This is a genomic window from Campylobacter jejuni (assembly GCF_049221745.1).
Taxonomy (GTDB): domain Bacteria; phylum Campylobacterota; class Campylobacteria; order Campylobacterales; family Campylobacteraceae; genus Campylobacter_D; species Campylobacter_D jejuni_E.
Genome location: NZ_JBMJAO010000009.1, coordinates 50292 through 73934, shown reverse-complemented (window position 1 = coordinate 73934; position 23643 = coordinate 50292). Strand labels below are relative to the sequence as shown.

Genomic DNA, 23643 nt, shown 5'->3' with positions numbered 1-23643 from the left:
GCACATCGTGGGTGATGATACTACGCCTTACTGGCAGGGGGAAAGTAGCTCATTGCGGACTTGTTAGTTCTTATATTGCTTACTTTTTATAAAATCATATGTTTTTAGTTTATAACTGACAATTTATTTGTATGTAAAATTGTATAAAATTTAGAAAGTGATATATGGAAAAATTTATTGAAAAATTGCTTGAAGAAGATATTAAATTTGAAAAAGATACAAACAATGGTTTGAGCGATATAAATATATTTGAGGCTTTGAATATTGAAACAAAAGAAAATTATCATTCTAAATTTATAGCTTATTTAATTGATATAAATAAGGATCACTATCAAAAAAATTTTGCAAAAATATTTTTAGAAAAACTTGGTAAAAGTTTCGTAAATACCAAATTTGAAAATTTAAACATAGAAGATATAAAAAGTGTAGAAACAGAAGCTTGCATAAAAGATAATAGAAGGATAGATATTTTAATAACATTGAGTGATAAAAGATATATCATAATAGAAAATAAAATATATGCAAAAGATCAAAAAAATCAATTGAAAGATTATATTAATTTTGTAAGAAAAAATATTAAAAATATAGAAGATTGTTATAAAAACATATTGACTATATATTTGCATCAAGATGAGTGTGCTAGTCCTAGCGATTATAGTTTGGGAAATTTTACCATAAAGGCAAATTTGATTAAAGATAAAAATGAAAATAATGTTGGTTATTATTTGAAGATGGATTATATATGGATTAAGGAATGGATTGATGAGTGTATAAAAACATATGAAGAAAAATCAGCCAAAGATCAACGATTTATTCTTGATATGCAAAATATTATTTTTACTCTAAATCAATATAAAAGTATTTTACAATGGTATATAACAAACGAGTATACTCAAAGAGATGATGTATTGGAATTTATTTTTCAAGACAATATAAAAATGCAAAATTTAAAAAATGCTATGATTTTATATAGATATAATAAAAATAAATCAGAGCTTAAAAATTTAAATGAAGAAAAATATAAGAAAGCTAAAGATATTATCCAGCATAAATGGAGCAATATCTGCGAATATATAATAGAAGAATTTTTTGATAGTTTTAAACATAAGGAAATTAAAATAGGTGATATAACTTTTATCGGCAATAAAATAGAAGAAAATCGTGTTAATCATGGTGTGTTTATATTTTATCCTATAGATTATAAGAATGAAAGCATATATCCATGTATATATATTTATTTTAGAAAAAATTACTATGATACTGTTGGTTTGACATTTGAAATTTCAAATGATAATGATGAAGATAAAGAGAATGAAAAATATAAAAAATGTTTAAAATTATTTAAAGATGTAAAAGAAGAAAATGTTAGAAAATATCAAAATCACTATTATTGTGATAAATTAATAAACAATGAAAAATTAGAAGGAGAATATGCTTTTATTTATTGGTTAATTGAAAATCAAAATTCTACAAAAGATTTTGTTCAAATTTTAAATGATTTTTTTAATAAAAATCCTATACAGCAAGTATATAAAGATATTGGCAATATATTAAATTTTTAAAAAATTTATATAAAAGCAAAATTTAGTAAAATACAAAATATTTTTATAAAGGCTAAAAATGCATTTCACTTTATTGAATCAAAAAGATTTTTTTAATCCTTATTATTTTAAAAAACAAATCACACAAAATGAATTTGATAGTTTCAAAAAGCTTTTAAACACTTATCTAGATCATCTTGAAAACTCTAAAAATCAAAATGAAGATTATCTAGTGGCTAATGCTCTTGCACCCTTTTTAAAAGCTTTAAATTTTAATACTGCTATAAAACATAAACAAAAAGGCAAAAGTGAGATTGATCTAAGTCTTACCAACAAAGAAGAGCTAGAAGTTATCATAGAAGCTAAAAAACAAGACTCTAAAGAATTTATCACTCCAACTTCTTTAAATTCAAAAGCACTTTGCGAAAGCATACTTTACTATCTTAGAGAAAGAGAACATAATTTTAATCTAAAATTTATCATCATCACTAATTTTTATGAATTTTATATTTTTAAGGCAAGGGCTTTTGAAGAATTATTTTTCAATGATACAAATTTCAAAAAACTTCTTAATACTTTTAATGATAGCAACTCTCTTATCAATAATACAGAAGAATTTTACAAAGAATGCTCTAAGCTTATAGAAAATAAAAAGCAAAATTTAGAAGGCTTTTTTATAGATTTAAAGATCTTTAATGACAAAGAAAAGCAAAATTTTAAAAATTTAAAAACTATTTTTAAAATTTTTAATAAAGATTTTTTACACAATGAATTTAATCCCAACGATGCAAATTCCTTAAATAACGCCTTTTACAAAGAGCTTTTATACATCTTAGGACTTTATGAGAGCAAACAAAACTCAAAACTCATCATCACAAAAAGCTAAGAGAGCGAAGAAGAGCAAGGCACTTTTTATACCGCTATAAATTCTAAATTTCAAAAAGAAGATTTTGAAACCATTTTAAAACTTTTGATCTTGTGGCTAAATCGCATTTTGTTTTTAAAACTTATAGAGTCAAATTTGGTGCGTTTTAATGATGATAAAAATTTGAAATTTTTAAATTTTAAAAAAATCCCTGATTTTGACAAACTTAGCGAACTTTTCTTTGAGATTTTGGCCAAAGAAAAAAGCAAAAGAAAGAAAAGTGTATTTGCTTATCTGCCTTATCTAAATTCTTCTTTATTTGAAAAACAAAGCATAGAAAATACGCTTGAAATTTCAAGCCTAAGCAATGATTTAAAGCTTACTTACTATAAAAATACCGTGTTAAAAGATAACAAGTGCAAAGCCAAAAAAGGACAAGTGGGGCTTTTAGAATATTTGTTTGAATTTTTAGATAGCTTTGATTTTGGTAGTGATGATGAACAAAGCGAAATTTTAAGCCAAAAAGAACTCATAAGCTCAAGTGTTTTAGGAAATGTTTTTGAAAAACTAAACGGCTATAAAGAAGGAAGTTTTTACACGCCAAGCTTTATTACTTCTTATATGTGCAAAGAAAGTATCACAAAAATCGTGCTTGATAAATTTAATGCTAAATTTGATCTTGATGCTAAAAATATAAGCGAATTAAGAAAGTCTTTAAGAAAAGAAGATAAAAAGATACAAAAAGAGCTTTTAAACTCCATAAAAATTTGCGATCCTGCAGTAGGAAGTGGGCATTTTTTGGTTTCTGCTTTAAATTGTTTGCTTAGCATTTATGATGAGTTAAATCTTTTTGATGAAGAGTTTTATCTAGAAGTGCAAAATGATGAAATTCTTATCACAGATAGAAAAGGCGAGTTTATAGAGTATAAACGTCCAAGCACACCTAAAGATAAAGCTCATCTTATACAACAAGAGCTTTTTTATACTAAAAAAGACATCATAGAAAATAATCTTTTTGGGGTTGATATCAATCCCAACTCTTGCGAGATCACGAAGCTAAGGCTTTGGATAGAGCTTTTAAAACACAGCTTTTACCAAAGCTTTGATGATGAAGCTTATCACGATCTTAAAACCTTGCCAAACATCGATATAAACATAAAATGCGGGAATTCTTTGGTGTCTTACTTTGAAATTGATAAAAGCCTAAGTCATTATCCAAATATCAAAGAACGTATGAGCAAATACAAACGCATAGTAAAAGACTATAAAGAAGGCCTTTACACCGATAAAAGCCACATCAACCAAGAGATAAAAAATCTCAAAATGTCTTTTAAAAATTTCTGCTTTGCAGATAAATTTAAAAAAGAAATGAAAGGCTTTAACGATAAATGTGAAAAATACTCTAAAAAATACGGAAATTTCTTAGCCATAGATGATGAAAATTTGAAATTCTTTGTTAGTGCAAATTTGACTCTTTTTGACTTTGATGAAAAAGAAGCCACAAAAGAATTTGCAAATCTTAAAAAAGAATACGACAATATCTTCAACCTAGAAAGCAATCATCCTTTTGAATGGCGTTTTGAATTCCCTGAAATTTTAGACGATGATGGAAATTTCAAAGGCTTTGATCTAATCATTGGCAATCCACCTTATATAAGAATACAAGGACTAGATAAAAATTCATCACAGTATTATAAAAAACATTTTAAAGTGGCAAGTAAAAATTATGATATATACATTTTGTTTATAGAGCAATGTTTTAAACTTATCAAGAAACAAGGTGTAATTTCTTTTATAATGCCTCATAAATGGTTTAATGCTGATTTTGGAGTAAATTTAAGAGAATTTGCAAAAGATAAAATTAGCAAAATCATATCCTTTGAAGAATTTCAAATTTTTGATGCTTCAACATATACGGCTTTACAATGGTTTGAAAACAATTCTTTGCATTTGAAATTTATACAAGCAGACAAAAACATAAAGACAAAAGAAGAAATGTCAAATTTTATTTTTAACTTAAAAGAGGAAAATTTTAAAATGATAAATAATAAAAAATTATCCTCTTCATTTTGGAGTTTTGAAGAAAATTTAAATCAAGAAATTTTTTCAAAAATCAATCAACATATACCTGTGAAAGATATCTTTTCTAAGATTTTTCAAGGTTTGGCTACAAGCAAAGATAGTGTTTATTTTTTAAAAGATTGTCAAGAAAGTAAAAATTCAGTTAAAGGGTATTCTAAAGAGCTTGATAAAGAAGTGGAAATAGAAAAAGAAATTTTAAAACCACTTTTAATGGGTGATAGTTTTCATAGATACGAAAAACCTATTTCAAATTCAATGGTTTTGTTTCCTTATTATAGACAAGATAATACAGATATTAAAAAAATGTGTCTTTATAGTGAAAATGAGCTTAAATCCAAATTTCCAAAGACTTGGAAGTATTTGAAAGAATGTGAAAGTATTTTGAGGGCTAGAGAAAATGGAAGATTGTCTAGTGATGATTTATGGTGGAGGTATATTTATCCAAAAAATCAAACATTATTTAATAAGGAAAAGTTGCTTTGTCCCGATATTTGCAATAATACGCATTTTGTTTTAGATAATCTCGGAGAATTTTATTTTACTACAACAATTTATGGTTATGTTATAAACGAAGAATATAAAAATTTAGATTATAAATATCTAATGGCTATTTTAAATTCATCGCTAACTTGGTGGTTTTTACAAAAAACTAGCGTTGTAATGAGAGGTGGATTTTATAGGATTAAACCAGCTTATATAGAAAAATTTTGCATACCAAAAATAAATTCTAAAAATGAAAAATTAGCCGATGAAATTTTAAAAGCCAAAGAACAAGACAAAAACGCAAACACCCAAAAACTAGAAAACAAAATCAATTCTTTGGTTTATAAACTCTATAACTTAACCGAAGAAGAAATAAAAATCATAGAAGGAAAATAATGAAAGAACTAACAGAAGAACAAAGACAAATCATAGAAAACAAAATCAAACAAGAGGTTGAAAATTTTAATACTTTTTTAGATAAGCAATACTGCATTGACAAAATTTATAAAACGATTATAAATCGAATAAAATCACATTACGATATTGGATTTGATTTTTTGACAATTATTGAAAAAAATATAACCGAAATTGATAAAATTTCCTATGAATTTATAGCAATAGAAGAAATAAAACAAATTTTAAATATTGAGGATAATATAAGATACATATCTGGTGTATTTTATATTTTTGGTTTATCTAGAACAAATTTAAAGACACAAGTTCATGGAGTTGTAGATATTTTATCGTTGTTTGAAACCTATCCTTTAGTGTTTGATCATTGTATATTTACCCAAAGAATAGGATATTTTGATCAAATAACAAATATTAAAAAAATATCTTTTTTAAATTGCGAATTTAAGGAACAAATTTATTTAAATTTCCAAGAATGCTTAGATATTTTTCAAATGGATAATTGTGTATTTGAAGATAGGGTGATTATTAAAGGAAAGTTTAACGATAATGTTTATTTCAACAATTCTGCTTTTAAAGATTACGCCGATTTTCACGAGTGCAATTTTGAAAAAATGGCTTGTTTTTATGGAGTGAGGTTTGATAAAACTCCGAATTTTTCTCAAACGATTTTCAAAGGAAATTTAAATGCTGTAAATACAAAATTAAATTTTACTTTTGATGATTTACAAGAGAGAATTAAACAAGAATACACTTCTTATGAAAGTCAAAGAACAACTAAAGAAGCAGGTGTTATACCAAATTTATATAAAGAAAAATCCTTAGATAAATTTGCCAATGATTTTAGAGATTCTTTTAGGACTTTTAAAAATGCTTTGATAAAAGAAACAATCTTTTAGACGCTTCAAATTTTCATAAATACGAGCTTTATTGTAAAGAGATAGAGCTAAAACAAAATTGGGATAAAAAAGGTGAGAATGTAAAAAATACGACAGATTTAGAAAAAAATATTTCGAGAATTCGAGATTTTGTGGATTTTTTACTTTTGGGGTTTTATAGAAAGCTTTGTGATCATCACACAGATTTTTTAAAAGTTTTTAATAATCTTATATTACTAATTAGTTTATATATTTTGTTTATTTTTATAGGAAGCTTTGAGCTTAATTTGGAAAAAAATTCTATACAAAATTTAAACAAAACTTCAGATATGTTTTCTTATTTGACAAAAGTCAAGGAAGCAATCATAAATTTTTCATTTATGCAACAATATTATGATTGTATTTTAATTTTTTTTGCTACTGTTTGTTTTATTTGTCTTGTAGTAATATTTTATAAGATTTTCAAAAATATAAAATTAGATTTTATAATAATTAAAAATATAATATTTAAAGATATAATTAAAAGTATATTAATTTTATGTGTTTATTTATTATTTTTGCTAATTATCTTAATTTATATAAACATTTATATTCCAAAAAATCAAAATAATTTAAATATTTTATCTAATATAGGAATATTTTTTACATTTTGTATTTTTTATTTATGGACGGTATGTTTAAATACATTATTTCTAAGATATATTTTTATATGTATAAGTTATATTATTGTTATTATATCTATGGGTGCTAATATAACCATTTTAAATCCTTTTATTGGAAAACTTATCAATGATAAAATATTTTCAAATGATCCTTTGTTTATATATTTAACATTTGCTTATACTATTTTAATATTTTTAGTCCTTTTCTCTCTCCAAAAAACTGCACGCAAAAATTCCATAGTGCCAAGCTAAGCTTTTAAGGCTTAGCTAAGCTTTATCATCAGTCTTTTAAGTAGTATTCTATAGTAGAAACCACTCTTATGGTTTTGATATAAGGAGTGTTTTTATCCCTGTTGCTGATGCTAAATTGTCCTTGAGAAGCCTTTTTTATTTTGCCTAGATGACTATTTGAATCTTGTGCGAATTTTATCGCCGCATTTCTAGCATTGAGCGTTGCTTCTTCTATCATTTGTGGTTTTATCTCGTTTAGTTTGGTATAAAGGTATTCTATGTCATAATCATCGATTTTTGTTACTATGCCAAATTTTCCAAGACTTGAAATTTTTTCTAGTATGTTTTTTCCAAGCTTTACATTTTGAGTATAGATGAGCAAATTTGCAGTGCCTATATATCTATACACAGCCTTAATATCATTGCCATAAGGATCGCTTAAGCGGTCGATGATATTTGGCGAGTTGTAACTGATCTCATCAGCTTTTACACCTTGTTCTTCTAAAAATTTGATGATATTTTGTTTATCTTGCTCTAGTTCTTCGTATAAATTTGTAAGATTATTATTTGACCTTGTGAATTTTATAGGAAGTATCAAAGTATCCGCTTCGACTTCTTTTTGGCTTAAACCCTTTACGCTTACACTTCTTTCAAGTGTTTTAAAATCATTTAAAGCCTTGTTAAATCCAAAAGCTAGAATCAAACTTGCCAAAACTACAGCTAAAGCTATAAAAAGATTATTTGTTTTCATTTTTCTCCTTTATTTTGATTAGAAAATATATCATATTTGCAACTAATACGCAAGCACACATTACAAAAGCAAGGATTATTGGTGTGTTTGCATTGATAGCTCCAACTACAAAAGAAATAAACCCAGCAAAACCAAATTGTATCGTTCCAAGCACCGCAGAAGCTGTCCCGCTATGCTCTTTAAACCTTGCCATAGCCAAGGTCGTGGTATTGGGTGCGATGAAACCAAGCATAACTATACTTGTAAAAATGCTAAATTCAAAGAGCAAAAAATTTGGGTGAAAAAAGGCATTGACAAGTAAAATCACAGTTGATATAAACATTATCATCAAAGCTTTTGCTAAGATTTTTTCGCTTTTGTATTTTAAAACTAATCTTGCATTAATATTTGCACAAATTACAAAACCCAAAGCATTTGCCCCAAAAAGCAAGGCAAATTTTTGCTCACTTAGGCTAAAAAACTGCGTAAAAACAAAACTTGATCCCGTGATATAAGCAAACATTGCTGCTAAAGCAAAAGAAGCGCATAGTATATAAACCAAAAAGCGTTTATCGCTTAAAACTACTTTGTAACTTTTTATCGCTTCATGATGAGAAAATTTTTTGTTTTTAAGATGAGGTGCAGACTCTTTTAAACCAAAAAGTATCATCAAAAAAAGTAAAATTCCTAAAGCAAACAAAGTCGCAAAAATACTATGCCATGAAAAATACTTTAGTAAAATTCCTCCAAAAGTTGGCGAAAGCATGGGGGCAAGAGAGCTAAAAACCATCATCAAAGCAAAGATTCCTGCTGCTTCTTTGATTTCAAATAAGTCATTGACAATAGCCCTTGCAATTACTACTCCCGCACAGCCTCCAAGTGCTTCAAAAAATCTTAAAGCTATAAAAGCATAGATATCATCGATAATCACACAAAACAAACTTGAAACGATAAAGAAAAATATCCCTACTAAAGCTGGAATTTTACGCCCAAAAATATCACTTAAAGGTCCATATATAAGCTGTCCTAAAGCAAAAGCGATAAAAAAACTTGCAAGGCTAAGTTGGGTTAAAAAAGAATTGGTTTGAAAACTTTGCTCCACATGAGAAAGTGCAGGTAAATACATATCTGTAGAAAGTGGTGCTATGCTTGACATCAAAGCAAGGATAATGATGAGCTTAAATTTAGCAAAGCCTTGAATTTTGGTATGTTTTTGCATTTATAATCCTAATTATTTTAAAAAAGTGATTTTAACAAGTCAATCTTATAATAATCTTTGTTTTTCTATGTTAAATTTAAAGAAAAATTCTAAGGAAATTTTATGCAGAATTTAAGCCAAAACGAGCAAATCAAATGCCCAAGTTGTGGAAGCTTTATCGATATTAGTGCGGCTTTATACGCACAAATTTTAAGTAGAGCAAAGGAAGAAATCCAAAAAGAACAACAACAAATGCTAAAGCAAAAACAAGAATTCGAAAATGAAGTAAATGCCAAAAGAGCTGAATACACTAAAGCTTTAAATGATTTAAAAGCTCAAAAAATTGATCAAGAAAAATTTATAAACGAACAAGTCAATCAAAAAATTCTCCTAGAAAAAGAAAAATTTAACCAAGAACTTCTTGTACAAAAGCAAAATTTCCAAAAAGAATTTAGTCAAAAATTCCAAAAAGAACATGCCAATGAAATAAAAATCATGCAAGAAGAACTCGAGAAAAAAAGCAAAGAACTTAGCGAGTTTTTAAGCATAAAGGCTGAAAATGAAAGACTTAAAAGAGAACAAAAAGAAAACGAAGAAAGAGTGAAATTTCAAGCTAAAGAAGAAGCTTTTAAGGAATTTAAAGAGCAAGAAAGCAAGAATTTAGAATTTGAAAGAGAAAAAATGCGCCTTGAATTTCAAAAAAGCACACAAGAGCAAGAACTTAAATACAAAGAATTAGAAACCAATTTTAAAAGTGTAGCCCAAAAGTTAGAAGATGCACAACGTAGGATAGAACAAGGTTCGCAGCAACTCCAAGGCGAAGCAGCTGAACTACTTATAGAAGAATATATCCAAAGTGAGTATTTAAGTGATGAGGTAAAAGAAGTGCTAAAAGGTGTAAATGGGGCTGATTGTTTGCATATAGTAAAAGATAATTTCGGAAATATTTGTGGAAGTATCTTGTATGAAAGTAAACGCACTAAGGAATTTAATAAAGAATGGCTTGATAAACTTAAATTAGACAGTATAGCCGTAAAAAGTGATATAGCAGTTTTAATCACTAAAACCATGCCAAAAGATAAGGAAAAAACACATTTTAAAGAAGGGATTTTAATCTGTACTTTCAGTGAATTTAAAGGCGTTTTAGCAGTTCTTAGAGAGAGCATTATAAACGCTTATAAACTTAAAAACGCTTTACAAAACAAAGATGAAAAAAATCACATTTTATACGAATACTTAAATTCTAAGGAGTTTAACACACAAATCACTTTTATACTTAAAACTTACCAAAATATGAAAGAAGAGTTAGAAGCTGAAAAAAGGGCCTTGCAAAATATATGGAAAAAAAGAGAAAGAGCTATAGAAAATTTAAGTTTTAATTCTACAGCTATAGTGAGTTCTTTAAATGCGATATTTAGTGACTTACAAGGTAGAAATTTGATAGGTGAAGAGGGGATTAAAAGTCTTGAAAATTTAGCCAAAGATGAGGAGTAATTTTGGGCTTAGCCCAAAATTATATCATTCTCCTGGGAAGTGATTGGGATTTTTCCAAGGTCCGTATTTTACTTTTATATATTCTTTAGGATCTAAATTTTGTTGTGGTGAAGCAAAATACTCAGGTTTTAACGACGGAGATTTGCTATAAGCTGTATCAAGCCCTGCACGATTTTCTGTAGTAGTTATAGGCATTCTTACAAAACCTGTATTTACATAAGCTGCTATATCGAGTGCATCTTCATCGCTTAATATAGGATTATCTGCACTTGCACCAAAAGGCATGGCTGATTTTAAAAATCTTGCTAAAAATGGTATCATAGCCATGTGCCCACCATCAGGATAGATAAGCAAAGATGGATATAAATGTCCACCGCCTTGCTCGTAATTATCATTTTTCACTCCAAGTCCTCTTTCACCATGACAAGCAACACAATTTTCCTCAAAGAGCTTTTTACCGCGTACAGGATCGGCTGGACGATTTGGAAAATTCATCTTAGCGAAAAAATCTCCTTCAAGTTTTACACCATCTTTGATTCCATAAGCTTCTTTTAACCATTTAAAATAAGCCAAAATTGCTTTCATTTCTTTAGAATCGTTAGAAAATCTATGAGAATCTGTTCCGCCCATCCCACGAATTCTATCTTCAACAGAGATAATTTTCATTGTTTCTATGTCAAGTTTTGGATAATTGTTTAATACATTTAGAAATGGAATAACATATTTTTTTGTTCCTGGCAAACCATTGCCATCATTATCCATATGACAGGAGATACAATTTACTTCATTGCTTGTCTTTTTTAGTTTGCTATAAGGTCCTAGAGTGCTTTCTGTTTTACTTAAAAGTTCTATACCATAACGGATCAAATCCCCTTGTTTACCTTTTGGAATATCATTGATACTTAAATTTTTATTTGGCCATTCTTGCACGGGTCTTTTAGAGAGTTCTTTAAAATATTCCACCCCTTGTTCATCGTTTAATTCTTCTCCTACTTTATAATCACTCACGTTTTTAGCATTAAGGTTTAAACTAAGACATAAGCTAAGTAACAAAATACATTTTTTCATGATTTTTCTCCTTTTTTAATTCAATTTGATTTTAATATATTTTTTCTTAAATATTAAGGATAATAAGAATGGTTTATATAAAATAAAATTTTAAAGTGTTACTAAAGGTAATGTATTTTTGTTTATATAATTAATTTTTATTGAAAATTTTATAATATTGATTTTTTATTTATAATTACAATAATTTATTTTTTATAGAGTTTAAATTTTCTTCTAAATTTTTAAAATTATACCCTAAATCTTTTTTTATATCTATAAAAAATGGGTTACTCAAAGTAGCGATAAGATAATGATTTTCTTTGGAAAAAATATGTTCTAAAGTGAAATTTTTATTCTCAAGTTTGATATAAATTTGCTCTTCATCTTCAAAACTAGGATTTTTGTTTGCTCTTAAAATTTCGAGTAAAATTCCACAAAAAAAGCGTTTGTTTTCATCTAAAAACTGAATATCATAAATTTTAAAATCCTTAAATTCAAAGTAGTTTTGACTTTTAAATTCTTTTAAATTTTTTGTAAGCCCCAGTTTTAAAAAGTCTTTTTGACTTAAACTTTCCTTTTTAAATTTTGCTCCAAAACGACGTAAAAATAAATTTAAAGCGTCAATTTGCAATTTTTTTTGTGCGAGTTTTAGTTTTTTGGTTGTAAAACGAAAGAAAAAAATGCCCACAAAAATAGCTAAAATCACTGCAATTAAAGCATCTCTTATAAAAACAAAGACTAAAAAACCTACAAACAAGGCTTCTATAACGCTTAGGAATTTTAAAATTCCTAAGCATTTAAGTATATAAAGTCTATTATTTTCTAAGCTTTTTAAATCCATTAAGATTTTGCTTTTTCCATTCTTTTTCTTTGAGTTGGATCGAGATAGCGTTTGCGAACACGAACATTTAGAGGTGTAACCTCTACAAGTTCATCTTCTTCTATCCATTCTAAAGCTCTTTCAAGGCTTAATTTTCTAGGTGGTACAAGTTTGATTGCATCATCACTTCCACTTGCTCTTACATTGGTAAGATTTTTTCCTTTGATAGGGTTAACGTCTAAATCATTTGGGCGAGAATGCTCACCTATAATCATACCAGTATAAACTTTAGTTTGAGGCTCTATAAAAAGCACGCCACGCTCTTGAAGGTTAAACAAAGAATACCCCAAAGCCACTCCATTTTCCATAGAGATTAAAGCACCATTGTTACGTTTTTCAACTGCGCCGCTAAAAGGACGGAATTCTAAGAAGCTATGATTCATCACACCTTCACCTTTGGTATCAGTTAAAAACTGACTTCTAAAGCCTATAAGTCCGCGAGCTGGAATTTCAAATTCAAGTCTTGTTTGTCCATCTCCTGTTGGTGTCATAGTTTTCATTTCAGCTTTTCTTTTTCCAAGTTTTTCTATAACCGCGCCACTAAATTCTTCAGGTACATCGATGACTAAATGCTCAAAAGGCTCTGTTTTAATCCCATCTTCGACTTTTACGATAACTTCAGGTCTTCCCATGCAAAACTCAAAACCTTCACGACGCATATTTTCAGCTAAAATAGTGATTTGAAGTTCCCCTCTACCACTTACTTTAAATTTGCCTTCACCTGTGCTTTCGTATTTCATGGCGATATTGGTCTTCATTTCAGCTTCTAAGCGTTCAGCAATTTTATTTGAAGTTACATGTTTTCCTTCAGTTCCTGCCAATGGACCATCATTTACAGAAAATACTATGCTTAAAGTTGGCTCTTCAATGTGCAAAGGATCAAGTGGCATAGGGTTGTTTGGATCTACAACACTATCACCCACATCTAAAGCTTCAAAGCCAGCTATAGCTACGATATCCCCACTTCCCGCTTCTTCAATATCCATTTTTTCTAAACCCATAAAACCAATAAGTTTTGAAATTCTACCATTTACTTTGGTGCCATCAGCTTTTGCAAGCATGACGCTTTGATTTTTCTTTATAATGCCGTTAAAAATTCTAGCAATTCCTATTTTACCTACGAAATTATCATACCCTAAAGTGAAAACTTGAAGCTGCAAAGGATTGTCATTTGTGCCACTTGGTGCTGGAACGCGTTCAAGTATGGTTTTAAAAAGCGGCTCCATATTATCACTCTCATCGTTTAGATCAAGCTTAGCATAACCATTTTTTGCTGCAGCATAAACTATGGCAAAGTCAAGTTGTTCATCGTTTGCATCTAAAGCTACAAAAAGATCAAAAATTTCATTGATCACTCTTTCAGGATCAGCAGCCGGTTTGTCGATTTTGTTAATTACAACTATAGGTTTAAGTCCTAAAGATAGAGCTTTTTTAACTACGAATTTAGTTTGTGGCATAACACCTTCTTGAGCATCTACCAAAAGTAAAACCCCATCAATCATTTTTAAAACGCGTTCTACTTCTCCACCAAAATCAGCATGCCCTGGAGTGTCTATAATGTTGATTTTTGTGCCTTTATAATTGATTGCTGTATTTTTTGAAAGAATGGTAATACCACGTTCTTTCTCTATATCATTGCTATCCATAACGCGTTCTGAAATTTGTTCTCTTTCGCTAAAGGTACCTGATTGTTTTAATAATTCATCTACCATCGTGGTTTTTCCATGATCAACATGAGCTATAACTGCTATATTTCTAATATTTTCCAAAATTCTTCTCCAAAGCTAAATTTTTAAAAGCTTAAATTATACAAAAGTTTAGCTTAAATTGCAAAGTATTAAAATTTGGAACACTTCTTGCTTCAAAGTTTTATGAAATTAAAATTTTATAAGGAAGTTAAAATGTCAAAACCATTAAATGAAGAGATTTTTGTTGAATTTAAAAGTAATTTAGTTGAAAGGAAAAATGAAGTTTTGCTTCAAGTTTTAGAACTTTTAGAAACTTTTAAGTCAGGTAAAAATAAAAAAATGGCAAGAATTTCAAGTGAGCTTACAGAAATTTTGGAAAATGAAGAAAATTTAGAGAAAATTTTAAATGCTAAAAATTTAGAGGAGCTTTTAAATATTTTATTTGTTTTAAATAAAGATAAAATGATTAAAGTATATGAAAATTCTTATTTAAAAGAAAGATTTCCTAGTGTAATGGTAGATAAATTTTTGAAATAATTTTTTAAAGGAAAAGCAATGTCAAATTTAGCTCCGCAAAATGATGTTTTAAATCTTGCACCGAGTAAAACTTCTGCTAATAACTCTTTTAGCAAGATAAGTAAAAATAAAGAATATGAGAGCAATGAGAGTAAAAATTCAACTCAAGATGATATGGAAAGTTTTTTAAATTCTTTACTTGATTCTATTGAAGAAACTAATGAATTTTTACCTGATCATATGAAGATCAGTCAAAAAGAAGTTGTTGATGAAACGATAAATAGACTTCAAAAAGGAGCTTTTGATGAAAGTGATAAGATAAGTATTTTTGAATCCGCTTCTTTTATGCAAATTCTTTCTTTACTAGACAAGTTAAAAACAGATACAGCAGATATCAAACTTGCAAATCTTTCTACTCAACTTTCTACTCTTATTAAAACAGAGGCTAATTTTAATGCTTTAAAGGGTGCATCAAATCTTAAAGAGCTTTTAGATATCGCTAAAGATTTAGGTTTAAATGTAAAAAATATTAAAGTAGATCGTCTTCTTGATCTTAAGACGACTTTTCCAAATTTGGATAAAGCCGACTTTTTTAAAAGTGCTGTGGATAATGTTTTTAAAGAAATTATTAATAATAAAATTTCTAATATAAGTAAAAATTTAAATCATAATTTACAAAATACAACTCATATTACAAGCACTCATACTAATCAAAAAACAAATTTTAAAGATAGTGGTTCTTTGCTTTCTCAAACTTTAAAAAATCTAGATTCCATACTTTCATCTAAAGAAAGCAAGTATGAAAAAAATGATAAAGTAAAATCGAAAATAGAAGAAGATGTTGCAGATGCTAAAAATACCTTAAAAAATATTAAAAATGATGAACTTGTAAAAAATTTAGCAGAAGAACAATTAAATACAAAGGATAAAAAAATCCAAGATAATCAAAATAAAGATAATTTAAAAGATATAAAAAATAATGAACAATTAAAAAAAGACGAAAAAGAACTAAACAATCTAAACAAGGATAATAGTTTTAAAGATTTAATTAAAGATAGTATAAAACAGGAACAAAATATTAATAAAGAAATAAAAGATAATATATCAACTCAAGATTTTGCAGATTTTAAGAATTTTAATAAAGATCTAAATAAGAATCAAGAAAAAAATAATACAAATTCAGAAAACATACAAGATCAAAATATAAATTTAAAGAATAATAATCAAAATTTAAATTTTGATAAAACTTCAAATAAGGAAGTTGTTAAAGATTTACAAAATTTAACTTCAAATTTAACACAAAAGGATTTTAGCTTAGCTAAAGAAAGTAAAACTAATATCAAAGAAAGTAAAGATATAAAACAAATTTTCTTTGATCAAAATTTAACTTTTGAAAATTTAAATAAAAATCAAATAGTTCAAGGCAAGGAAAGCTATACAAATTCTAACAATAATACGAATAAAGAAAATTTTATTCAAGAGCAAACAAAAACACATAGTGAAAATGTAGATAAAAATAATTTAGACGAGTTAAATTCTTTAGTAAAAGACTTAAATAAAATAACACAAAACAATACTCGTAATATTACTCCTAAAGAAACCTTACAGTATTTTTCACAAGATTTAAAAGAGGCAGTAGAACAATATAAAGCACCGATTACAAAACTTAGTATCACACTAAATCCTAATAATCTTGGTGAAGTAGAAGTAACTTTGATTCAAAGGGGCAATAATCTTCATATTAATTTTAACTCTAATACGAATGCAATGAATTTATTTATCCAAAATCAAGCCGAGTTTAAAAATTCTCTTGTAAATATGGGATTTACTGGACTTGAGATGAATTTTAGCGATCAAGGAAGAAGAGAGCAAAATCAAAATCAAGGAAAAAATCGTACGGGATATGGATTTAAGAATACTTTAGAAAATAGCAATGAAGGTGAAAAAGTTAATTTAGAGCTTGTTTTAGCAAAATATTTCTAAATTGGAACACTTTTTGCTTTTAATTAAAAAATACTTAATGTAAAAAAGGATTTTATCATGGCAACAACAAATTGGAATAGCAATCTTAATTGGACAAATACTACCAATACTAGTCAAACAAGTGATAAGACTACTAAAGCGGATAATTCATCTAGTAGCAGTAGTTCTGGTGTGGTTAGTAACCCAAATGCTACCTTAGATAAGGATGCATTTTTAAAACTTCTTTTGATAGAGCTTCAACACCAAGATCCAACAGATCCTATGGATAGTGATAAAATGCTTACCCAAACTTCACAGCTTAGTGCACTTGAAATGCAACAAAATACTAATACTACTATGCAAAAAATGGTTGAAACCATGGAAAAGCTTTCTAATTCTTTTAGCACAAGTATGAGTACCGCTGCGGTTGGAGCTATAGGAAAAATGGCTACAGTAAATGAAAATAAAGTTAAATTAACAGGTGCAGATGAAATTATTGCACTTAAAATGTATTTACCTGAAGATTCAGATGATAAAGGAATTACTTTAGAGGTTTATGATAAGAATGATAAATTAGTATTTAGTGAAAAAAGTAATGAAGGAAAAGAAGTTTCAAAGGGTTTATTTACTTTAGAATGGCCTGGTAGGGATAATGATGGAGTTTATGCTGGAGATGGAGAGTATTCTGTAAAAGTAGTTTATAATAATAAAAATGGAGAGAAAATTACAGCAAATTATGGAACTTATCCTATAGAAGGTATTAAATTTGTTGATGGAGTTGCTTATGCAAAAATGGGTGGTCAATATGTAAGTTTTGATGATATTGGTGAAATTAGTGATTATAAACTCGGTTCATCTTCAACTTCCGTTGGAGATAGTTCAAGTGGAGATTCTAGTAGTGGAGATTCTTCTAATTCTGGATCTACAGAAGAAGGTGACAAAGAGGAAAAGGCATAAGCCATGATGAATTCATTTTATAATGGAATTTCTGGGGTTAAAACAAATAGCTTTGGTATTGATATTTATGCAAATAATATAGCTAATGTTAATACTACAGGTTTTAAGTATTCTGATGCTCAATTTAAAGATGTTTTTTATAGCACCATAACCACTCAATCAACTAATCCTGCTCAAGGTGGATATGGCTCAGGATCAGCTTCTTCTAATGTGGTTTTTGAACAAGGTTCTCTTGTGGCAAGTGATAGTGAATTTGATGTGGCTTTGCAAGGAAAAGGATTTTTTGGGGTTTTTGGGGCTGATGGCAATGCTTACTATACTAGAAATGGATCATTTAGAAGAGATGCAAATGGATATTTGGTAGATTCTTATGGAAATTTTGTTTTAGGAACAATGAATCCTGCTTTTACTGGTATCAATTATAGCGATAGGGTTGCTGGGCTTATGGGGGATTATCTTAACACAGGAACTCCAGTAAATAATGGTTTTACCGTAAATTCAAATAATTCTTTCAGTATAGGCACAACCGCTTCACAAGGAGCTATTAAGGTACCTGTGAATATGTATTTACCTCCTCAAGTAACTCAAAATGTAAAATGGAGCGGAAGTTTAAATACTAACACAACAACAGAAGTGGTTAAAGTGGATCTTGATCCTAGTAAATTTAATATTACAAAAACCGAAGATGGAAAATATGTAGTTAGCGGTAGTGTTAGCAAAGAAGATGTGTTTAGTGCTAAAGCGGGTGATAGAATCATTTTAAATTTCACTGACGATAATGGCGTAAAAAAAAGCTTTGAAGCAACTTTAGATGAAAATCTGAATTTTAAAAGTAATGAGCTTGATTTAAAGGGTTTGGATGAAAATAGTATCAAGCTTGATACAGCTCAAATTTCAACAGAGCAACAAAAAGCTAATAAAGATATTTTAGAATCCCCTATTTATAATGCAGATGGAAGTAAAAGCACTTTAAGGGTTACACTTGAAAGAGTTTTGCCGCAAGAAGGCGATAATATACAATATAAAGCCATTGCACAAATTTATGATTCTAATGGCAATGCCGTAGGCAATCCGACTGAAGGAAATATGGTTTTTGATAAAAATGGTGCTTTGCTTCAAAACAATATTACAAGCGTTGCAAATCCAAATGGCGGAACAATTAATATTGATTTAGGTTCTCCTTATGATGCTAATAAACCTGGTTCGGGTTATAGTGGGATTTATATTAAAGAAGGTGTTGAAAAAAATGTAGTTACACAGCAAGATGGTGTAGCCGAAGGATTTTTTAAACAATATGATATATCTGATGATGGAAGCATTGTAGCACAATTTAGCAATGGTAAAAATGCTATAGTTGGAAAGCTTGCTTTATATAATTTTATCAATGAGCAGGGATTGGCTGCTATGGGTGATAATATCTTTGCAGCAACGGCAAATAGTGGTGATCCAAGTTTTATTATGAAAGATGGTCAAGTTGTCAATACAGCTAAATTTAAAGGTGGTTTTTTAGAACAATCTAATGTTGATTTAAGCGTAGAGCTTTCAAATCTTATAGTAACTCAAAAAGCCTTTGATGCAAGCTCAAAAAGCATTACCACAAGCGATCAGATGATACAAAAAGCTATTAATATGAAAAGATAATTTTTAGAAATTATCTTTTTTTAATTTTTCAAAAATAATTTTAATTTCTTCTATATCGCTTTCACTGTAATCATGACTTGATTTAATATAGCTTGCTTGTTGTCCTTTTTCAAGATATAAAACTTTTTCATAATCTTTTATATTTATTTGATGTTTTAGTTCAAGGTCGGTGTTTGTTTTAGGATAAAATTTTAAAAAATTATCCTCTCCGATATTTTCGGCTTTTATGTATATTTTTACATTATAAACCATTTCATTTAAGAAATTTAATTTCGCATCAATTTGATATTTTAATTTTATAAGTTTTTTGTACAAGACGCTAAGATGATTGTATTTTTTTATGATATCGTGATAAAGATTTGAAAATTTCATTTCTATGGCGCTAGGATTTTTAGTCTTTTGAAGTTTGATGATTTTGATTTGATTTTTGATTAGATAATCATAATAATTTTGCATTTTGCTTATGGTGTCATCAAGCTTACTTTTTATTTTAAGGCTTAGATTTTTAAGATTTTCACATTCTGTATCTGAGTTGTTTTCAATAGAAACTAGTGACGAAACTACGATATTGTTTTTAAATTTTATATTGTTTGTTATGATTAGATTTTTTCTTGGATATAAAGTATTATCTGTTAGTAAATTGCAAATATAAATATTTTCTGCTTCTATTTTTCCACCCATGCAGTTTTCAACAAATACATTTTTAGCTATAACTATCCCGTTTTCTAAATTTTTTATATACACAGTATCAGCTTGCAAAGTTCCTTTGTGTGTCGTAATAAAAATATCTTGTGCAAAAATTTCGCTTTTTGCATGAGTTAAACCTTTGATGCTGATATTTCTTCCATAAAGTTTTGTCGCTCCAATGCTTCCATTTACTTTTATATCTGAGGCTTGGACATTTACAATACCTGATTTAATAGCATCATCGCTTATATCAAAATTAGTGATTTCTAAGTTTATATTTTCATCAGTATTTGTTTTGATTGAACCGGTTGTTTTAAGCCCTACTTGTGATAATTTTAAATTGTTTGTAACGCTATATCCTGATCGGCCTTTATTTAAAAATCCATAATTGGCGCTAAAATATTTAATTCTATCTTCTAATTTTTCTGTGTAAATGCTTTCATCTTTTATGATAAAAGGATTATCAAAAAAAGCTATTGGATTTAAATGAAGGATTTCTCCTCTTAAATTTCGTCCTTCTTTTCCAAGAATTCTATAAATGTATTCAAAAAGTAGCTCATTTTTTTCAATAGGTTTGCAGTAATTTCCTTCATCATAGTTAATATTTTCATCAAAACATTTTTCGTTAACATCTCTATGATAAATAATTTCATCACTTTTATGTTCAATCTTATCTACACCTTTGGCAATTTCAAGCTCTATTTCTTTAATAGACGGATTTTTTTGTATTGATAAGATAAAATCATCAATCTTGTCAAATAAATTTTTATCAAGTCTTAAGATTAAAAATTTTTGCTTGATCATTATTTTGTAGATATTTTGCAAAATATCAAATTTTAAATTAGGGTAATATTTAAAATTTTCTGTAAGGTTGATACTGGCTTTTAGATAGGTTAGGTTGGAGTTGGATCTAAGTTTGATTGTAAAAGGAAAACTTTGGGTTTTTGGATAAATTTCTATAAGAAATTTTTGTATTATGGTATTGTAGTTTTTTACAAAAAAATCATCTGCATAAAATAAGTCAAAATCCTTTCTTTCGTAAGTTTTTGTTTTCGCTGGTTTTACGCTAGAGCATAGAAGTTTAAAATCTATAACCCTAAAATCAAGAATTTGTTCTGTGCTTGCTTGTTCATGATTTAAACTTTCAAAAGGATTGAAAGTTTCTAAAGTTTTTATTTCATAGCTCATCATTACACTCCTATGTTTTCGAGGATATGATTTAACATCTCATAATTTTGATTTAAATCAATATGATCTAAATGCACTAAAATTTGCCCACATTTTTCACATTTTAAAGTATTTTCTTTGCTAACAAGTTCTTCGTGTATGGTTTGTGGAACTGCATGAGTACGTAAATAACAGTTGCAAATATAATCATAGGTTTTTTCAGTCTTTAAATCTTGCCTAATCGATTTTAATTTTATGTATTGCTCTAGATTATAGTGAATCTCTTGAAGATGTAGAGCTTTTTTTGTGAAGTTGGCTATCCATAAATCTTCGATAGCAAAATGATCTAAAATCCAATCTTTGGTTAATATAGAAAGTTCTTGTGACATTTTAACAATATCATTTGAATGTTCTAAAAGTTCTTTAGTCTTTTTTAATAATATTTGATGAGATTTTCTATGTTCTTCAATCAAAGGAAAATCAATGCTTTCCATAAATTTTTCTTCATCTTTGAAATGAATTTTAACATATTGGAATAATTTTGTAAGAACTTGTTTTAAATCATTTTTGTGTTGCACATCATTATCTTGAGTTTTTAAAGCTAAATTGTTTGCAATTTCAGCAATTTCAAAAATAAGTTCGTGTTGTTTATCCAATTGTATGTTTTTGATGCTAAAATCTTTACTCCATTTAACTTCCATATTTTTTTCCTTTACTGTAATAGTTACCCTTTATAATCGTTTTTTTGGAAAATAAAGTAATAATTTTACAAATGAATTTTAAAAATTTATATAAAATATAACTAATTTGTTGCATATTTATGCATTTTTATATTTAGTTTTTATAGATCAAGGCTTTTTAAGTATATTGTGATATAATTACTGAGCCTTTTCTTAGACCTGTGCAATGCTATTTTTAAGCACCGCTTCAGGGTGGGAACACAGCAGAGCACTTGATTTTAGTGTGTGCCGCAGTTATCTGGGAAAGGGTTTTCTTCATTTTAAAATTCCCTATTTATTTTTCAAATTTAGGCTAGCTTTTTTATAAATTAAAAATTTATTTAAAAATTATAATTTTAATATTTATTAAAATATTAGTTAATTTAGAATTTAAGCATTGTAAATTACATTACCAATATCAAAGGATAAACAATGGATAGAAAGAAAATTCCCTTGTTGGTGCTGTGTGTTTTAATTGCAGCTGTGTTTTGGATTATGCCTACTCCTGTAGGTTTGGAAGATAATTCTTGGCATTTTCTTGGGCTTTTTATTGCTGTGATTATGGCGGTGATTTTACAAGTAATGCCTTTGGGGGCTGTTTGTATGATAACTATTGCCATAGTAGCTCTTAGCGGCATTACCACTACTCAAAGTTCTGTGCGCGCTACACATATAAAAACTCTTGAGGGAATTTTTTAAGAGATAATTCTAATATTTATAAAAACAACTATGGATGAGGCAGTTGAAGACGCTATCTTACAAGCTTTAATCAATGCTAATATAAGTAGAAATTTAAAAGCAAAAGTTGATGAAATTTTAAAATCAAGCACAGATGTAAATTATCAAATTGAAAATCTAAAACGGGTATAAAAGACGCTTTAAGTGGTTTTTCAAATTCTCCTATTTGGCTTATAGTGATTTCTATTATTGTGGCTCGTGGAGTTATTAAAACAGGACTTGGAGAGCGTTTGGCTTATCATTTTATCAGTATTTTTGGTAAAAAACCTTAGGTATTGCTTATTCTATAGCTTTTTGTGAAACCATTTTAGCTCCAGTTACTCCTTCAAATACTGCAAGAGCAGGGGCTATCATAAATCCTATAGTTCAAGCTATTGCAAGAAGTTTTAAATCCACTCCTGAAGATGGAACGCAAAATAAAATAGGCACTTATCTTTCTTTGGTAAATTATCAAGCCAATCCTATTTCATCAGCTATGTTCATTACAGCTACAGCTCCAAATCCTTTAGTGGTTGATCTTTAGCACAAGCTACAATTTAGAAGTGCATTTAACTTGGGGGCAATGGGCTTTAGGGATGTTTTTACCTGGTATAGCTGCTATGCTTTTGATGCCTTTGGTGCTTTATTTTCTCTCACCGCCAGAAATTAAATCCACGCCTAATGCTTCCATTTTTGCTAAAGATAAATTAAAAGAACTTGGAAAAATGAAAAATAGTGAACAAGTCATGCTCAGTGTTTTTGTCTCGCTTTTACGTTTATGGGCTGGAGCTTTGGGCTTGTTTTTTTGGAATTTCTCTTGATGCAACTAGCGTAGCTTTGCTTGGATTGTCTTTAGTATCGATTAGCGGAGTTTTAACTTTTGGAGAAGTTTTGGCTGAAAAAGCTGCTTGGAATACTTTAGTATGGTTTTCAGCTCTTGTAATGATGGCATTAACTCACTATGTAACTCTTAAAAAATGGTGGAGTATAGGTTTTGTGATTTTCATAGTTGATATAGTAGTGATGATAGCTGTTGGACTTATTTGGTGGAAAATTTTAGGATTTTATTAATAATTTCTAGGAATTA

Annotated in this window: 20 protein-coding genes, 1 other RNA gene and 3 pseudogenes; 17 read left to right on the top strand and 7 right to left on the bottom strand. The window is 28.2% G+C overall.

All coding sequences use genetic code 11. The annotated features are described in order from the left end of the window. Positions 1-164 precede the first annotated feature (164 nt). The 4 genes and pseudogenes from ACOTU8_RS07250 (at position 165) to ACOTU8_RS07235 (ending at position 7174) form a co-directional block, all read left to right on the top strand. Positions 165-1562, top strand: a complete 1398-nt coding sequence (locus ACOTU8_RS07250; protein WP_422342346.1) for a PD-(D/E)XK nuclease family protein — start codon at positions 165-167, stop codon at positions 1560-1562. A gap of 58 nt (positions 1563-1620) precedes the next feature. Beyond that, positions 1621-4258, top strand: a pseudogene (locus ACOTU8_RS07245) (DUF7149 domain-containing protein); the annotation flags it as partial. Between the two features lie 143 nt (positions 4259-4401). Continuing rightward, the gene (locus tag ACOTU8_RS07240; protein WP_422342352.1) at positions 4402-5367 is read left to right on the top strand and encodes a TaqI-like C-terminal specificity domain-containing protein; all 966 of its coding nucleotides are present in this window, start codon (positions 4402-4404) and stop codon (positions 5365-5367) included. Next, positions 5367-7174 (top strand): annotated as a pseudogene (locus ACOTU8_RS07235) (pentapeptide repeat-containing protein). The gene ACOTU8_RS07240 and the pseudogene ACOTU8_RS07235 overlap by 1 nt, the downstream one beginning before the upstream one ends. Before the next feature lie 28 nt (positions 7175-7202). Here the strand turns inward: ACOTU8_RS07235 and ACOTU8_RS07230 are convergent. Both ACOTU8_RS07230 and ACOTU8_RS07225 read right to left on the bottom strand, forming a co-directional pair. Continuing rightward, a complete protein-coding gene (locus tag ACOTU8_RS07230; RefSeq protein ID WP_422342345.1) occupies positions 7203-7904 on the bottom strand; it encodes an SIMPL domain-containing protein in 702 nt (233 codons plus the stop codon). After that, positions 7891-9102 carry a multidrug effflux MFS transporter gene (locus tag ACOTU8_RS07225; protein WP_422342344.1) on the bottom strand — a complete coding sequence of 404 codons (1212 nt, stop codon included), beginning with the start codon at positions 9100-9102 and terminating at the stop codon, positions 7891-7893. Before ACOTU8_RS07225 ends, ACOTU8_RS07230 begins: the two co-directional genes overlap by 14 nt. A 102-nt stretch (positions 9103-9204) precedes the next feature. On the opposite strand from ACOTU8_RS07225, the gene ACOTU8_RS07220 reads away from it, so the two are divergent. After that, complete coding sequence (locus tag ACOTU8_RS07220) at positions 9205-10575, top strand: DUF2130 domain-containing protein (protein WP_422342343.1); 1371 nt, start codon at positions 9205-9207, stop codon at positions 10573-10575. Between the two features lie 24 nt (positions 10576-10599). On the opposite strand, the gene ACOTU8_RS07215 is transcribed toward ACOTU8_RS07220, so the two are convergent. The 3 genes from ACOTU8_RS07215 to typA form a co-directional block, all read right to left on the bottom strand. Continuing rightward, on the bottom strand, positions 10600-11643 hold the full coding sequence (locus ACOTU8_RS07215; RefSeq protein WP_422342342.1) for a c-type cytochrome: 1044 nt from the start codon (positions 11641-11643) through the stop codon (positions 10600-10602). A gap of 175 nt (positions 11644-11818) precedes the next feature. Further along, positions 11819-12463: a poly(A) polymerase gene (locus ACOTU8_RS07210; RefSeq protein ID WP_422342341.1), complete on the bottom strand. Its 645-nt coding sequence runs from the start codon at positions 12461-12463 to the stop codon at positions 11819-11821. Beyond that, complete coding sequence (typA, locus tag ACOTU8_RS07205; RefSeq protein ID WP_422342340.1) at positions 12463-14271, bottom strand: translational GTPase TypA; 1809 nt, start codon at positions 14269-14271, stop codon at positions 12463-12465. The genes ACOTU8_RS07210 and typA overlap by 1 nt, the downstream gene beginning before the upstream one ends. A 132-nt stretch (positions 14272-14403) precedes the next feature. On the opposite strand from typA, the gene ACOTU8_RS07200 reads away from it, so the two are divergent. Genes ACOTU8_RS07200 through flgE form a run of 4 tightly spaced genes read left to right on the top strand, consistent with a single transcriptional unit; the run spans position 14404 to position 19266 of the window. After that, entirely contained in the window at positions 14404-14727 is a 324-nt protein-coding gene (locus tag ACOTU8_RS07200) for a hypothetical protein (RefSeq protein WP_422342339.1), read from the top strand. 18 nt (positions 14728-14745) lie between these two features. Continuing rightward, on the top strand, positions 14746-16689 hold the full coding sequence (locus tag ACOTU8_RS07195) for a flagellar hook-length control protein FliK (RefSeq protein WP_422342338.1): 1944 nt from the start codon (positions 14746-14748) through the stop codon (positions 16687-16689). A 57-nt stretch (positions 16690-16746) separates the two neighbouring features. Next, entirely contained in the window at positions 16747-17625 is an 879-nt protein-coding gene (locus tag ACOTU8_RS07190) for a flagellar basal body rod modification protein (protein ID WP_422342337.1), read from the top strand. A gap of 3 nt (positions 17626-17628) precedes the next feature. After that, the gene (gene flgE / locus ACOTU8_RS07185) at positions 17629-19266 is read left to right on the top strand and encodes a flagellar hook-basal body complex protein (RefSeq protein WP_422342336.1); all 1638 of its coding nucleotides are present in this window, start codon (positions 17629-17631) and stop codon (positions 19264-19266) included. Positions 19267-19269: 3 nt separating this feature from the next. On the opposite strand, the gene ACOTU8_RS07180 is transcribed toward flgE, so the two are convergent. Then, a complete protein-coding gene (locus ACOTU8_RS07180; protein WP_422342351.1) occupies positions 19270-21141 on the bottom strand; it encodes a flagellar assembly protein A in 1872 nt (623 codons plus the stop codon). A 2-nt stretch (positions 21142-21143) separates the two neighbouring features. Beyond that, positions 21144-21821, bottom strand: a complete 678-nt coding sequence (locus ACOTU8_RS07175; RefSeq protein WP_422342335.1) for a hemerythrin family protein — start codon at positions 21819-21821, stop codon at positions 21144-21146. A 189-nt stretch (positions 21822-22010) separates the two neighbouring features. Here ACOTU8_RS07175 and ffs point away from each other — a divergent pair. The 8 genes and pseudogenes from ffs to ACOTU8_RS07135 all read left to right on the top strand — a co-directional run bounded on the left by ffs (position 22011) and on the right by ACOTU8_RS07135 (position 23627). Then, positions 22011-22108, top strand: an RNA gene (gene ffs, locus ACOTU8_RS07170) — signal recognition particle sRNA small type. Between the two features lie 163 nt (positions 22109-22271). Then, positions 22272-22538 (top strand): anion permease, encoded by a 267-nt coding sequence (locus ACOTU8_RS07165; RefSeq protein WP_422342334.1) that lies wholly within the window; start codon positions 22272-22274, stop codon positions 22536-22538. A gap of 30 nt (positions 22539-22568) precedes the next feature. After that, positions 22569-22709, top strand: a complete 141-nt coding sequence (locus ACOTU8_RS07160; protein WP_422342333.1) for a hypothetical protein — start codon at positions 22569-22571, stop codon at positions 22707-22709. Positions 22710-22753: 44 nt separating this feature from the next. Then, positions 22754-22849 (top strand): anion permease, encoded by a 96-nt coding sequence (locus ACOTU8_RS07155; protein ID WP_422342332.1) that lies wholly within the window; start codon positions 22754-22756, stop codon positions 22847-22849. 2 nt (positions 22850-22851) lie between these two features. Further along, positions 22852-23100 carry an anion permease gene (locus ACOTU8_RS07150; protein ID WP_422342350.1) on the top strand — a complete coding sequence of 83 codons (249 nt, stop codon included), beginning with the start codon at positions 22852-22854 and terminating at the stop codon, positions 23098-23100. A gap of 52 nt (positions 23101-23152) precedes the next feature. Continuing rightward, complete coding sequence (locus tag ACOTU8_RS07145) at positions 23153-23377, top strand: anion permease (protein WP_422342349.1); 225 nt, start codon at positions 23153-23155, stop codon at positions 23375-23377. Beyond that, positions 23310-23450 (top strand): annotated as a pseudogene (locus ACOTU8_RS07140) (hypothetical protein); the annotation flags it as partial. The gene ACOTU8_RS07145 and the pseudogene ACOTU8_RS07140, both read left to right, overlap by 68 nt. Continuing rightward, complete coding sequence (locus ACOTU8_RS07135) at positions 23448-23627, top strand: hypothetical protein (protein ID WP_422342348.1); 180 nt, start codon at positions 23448-23450, stop codon at positions 23625-23627. The pseudogene ACOTU8_RS07140 and the gene ACOTU8_RS07135, both read left to right, overlap by 3 nt. The last annotated feature ends 16 nt before the right edge of the window (positions 23628-23643 follow it).

Bases quoted from the DNA above. Each gene is read 5' to 3' on its own strand.
- ACOTU8_RS07220 (WP_422342343.1), top strand. From the start codon at position 9,205: ATGCAGAATTTAAGCCAAAACGAGCAAATCAAATGCCCAAGTTGTGGA.
- ACOTU8_RS07160 (WP_422342333.1), top strand. From the start codon at position 22,569: ATGGATGAGGCAGTTGAAGACGCTATCTTACAAGCTTTAATCAATGCT.
- ACOTU8_RS07210 (WP_422342341.1), bottom strand. From the start codon at position 12,463: ATGGATTTAAAAAGCTTAGAAAATAATAGACTTTATATACTTAAATGC.
- ACOTU8_RS07145 (WP_422342349.1), top strand. From the start codon at position 23,153: ATGTTTTTACCTGGTATAGCTGCTATGCTTTTGATGCCTTTGGTGCTT.
- flgE (WP_422342336.1), top strand. From the start codon at position 17,629: ATGATGAATTCATTTTATAATGGAATTTCTGGGGTTAAAACAAATAGC.
- ACOTU8_RS07215 (WP_422342342.1), bottom strand. From the start codon at position 11,643: ATGAAAAAATGTATTTTGTTACTTAGCTTATGTCTTAGTTTAAACCTT.
- ACOTU8_RS07225 (WP_422342344.1), bottom strand. From the start codon at position 9,102: ATGCAAAAACATACCAAAATTCAAGGCTTTGCTAAATTTAAGCTCATC.
- ACOTU8_RS07195 (WP_422342338.1), top strand. From the start codon at position 14,746: ATGTCAAATTTAGCTCCGCAAAATGATGTTTTAAATCTTGCACCGAGT.
- ACOTU8_RS07190 (WP_422342337.1), top strand. From the start codon at position 16,747: ATGGCAACAACAAATTGGAATAGCAATCTTAATTGGACAAATACTACC.
- ACOTU8_RS07180 (WP_422342351.1), bottom strand. From the start codon at position 21,141: ATGAGCTATGAAATAAAAACTTTAGAAACTTTCAATCCTTTTGAAAGT.
- ACOTU8_RS07250 (WP_422342346.1), top strand. From the start codon at position 165: ATGGAAAAATTTATTGAAAAATTGCTTGAAGAAGATATTAAATTTGAA.
- ACOTU8_RS07165 (WP_422342334.1), top strand. From the start codon at position 22,272: ATGGATAGAAAGAAAATTCCCTTGTTGGTGCTGTGTGTTTTAATTGCA.
- ACOTU8_RS07230 (WP_422342345.1), bottom strand. From the start codon at position 7,904: ATGAAAACAAATAATCTTTTTATAGCTTTAGCTGTAGTTTTGGCAAGT.
- ACOTU8_RS07175 (WP_422342335.1), bottom strand. From the start codon at position 21,821: ATGGAAGTTAAATGGAGTAAAGATTTTAGCATCAAAAACATACAATTG.
- ACOTU8_RS07200 (WP_422342339.1), top strand. From the start codon at position 14,404: ATGTCAAAACCATTAAATGAAGAGATTTTTGTTGAATTTAAAAGTAAT.
- ACOTU8_RS07240 (WP_422342352.1), top strand. From the start codon at position 4,402: ATGTCAAATTTTATTTTTAACTTAAAAGAGGAAAATTTTAAAATGATA.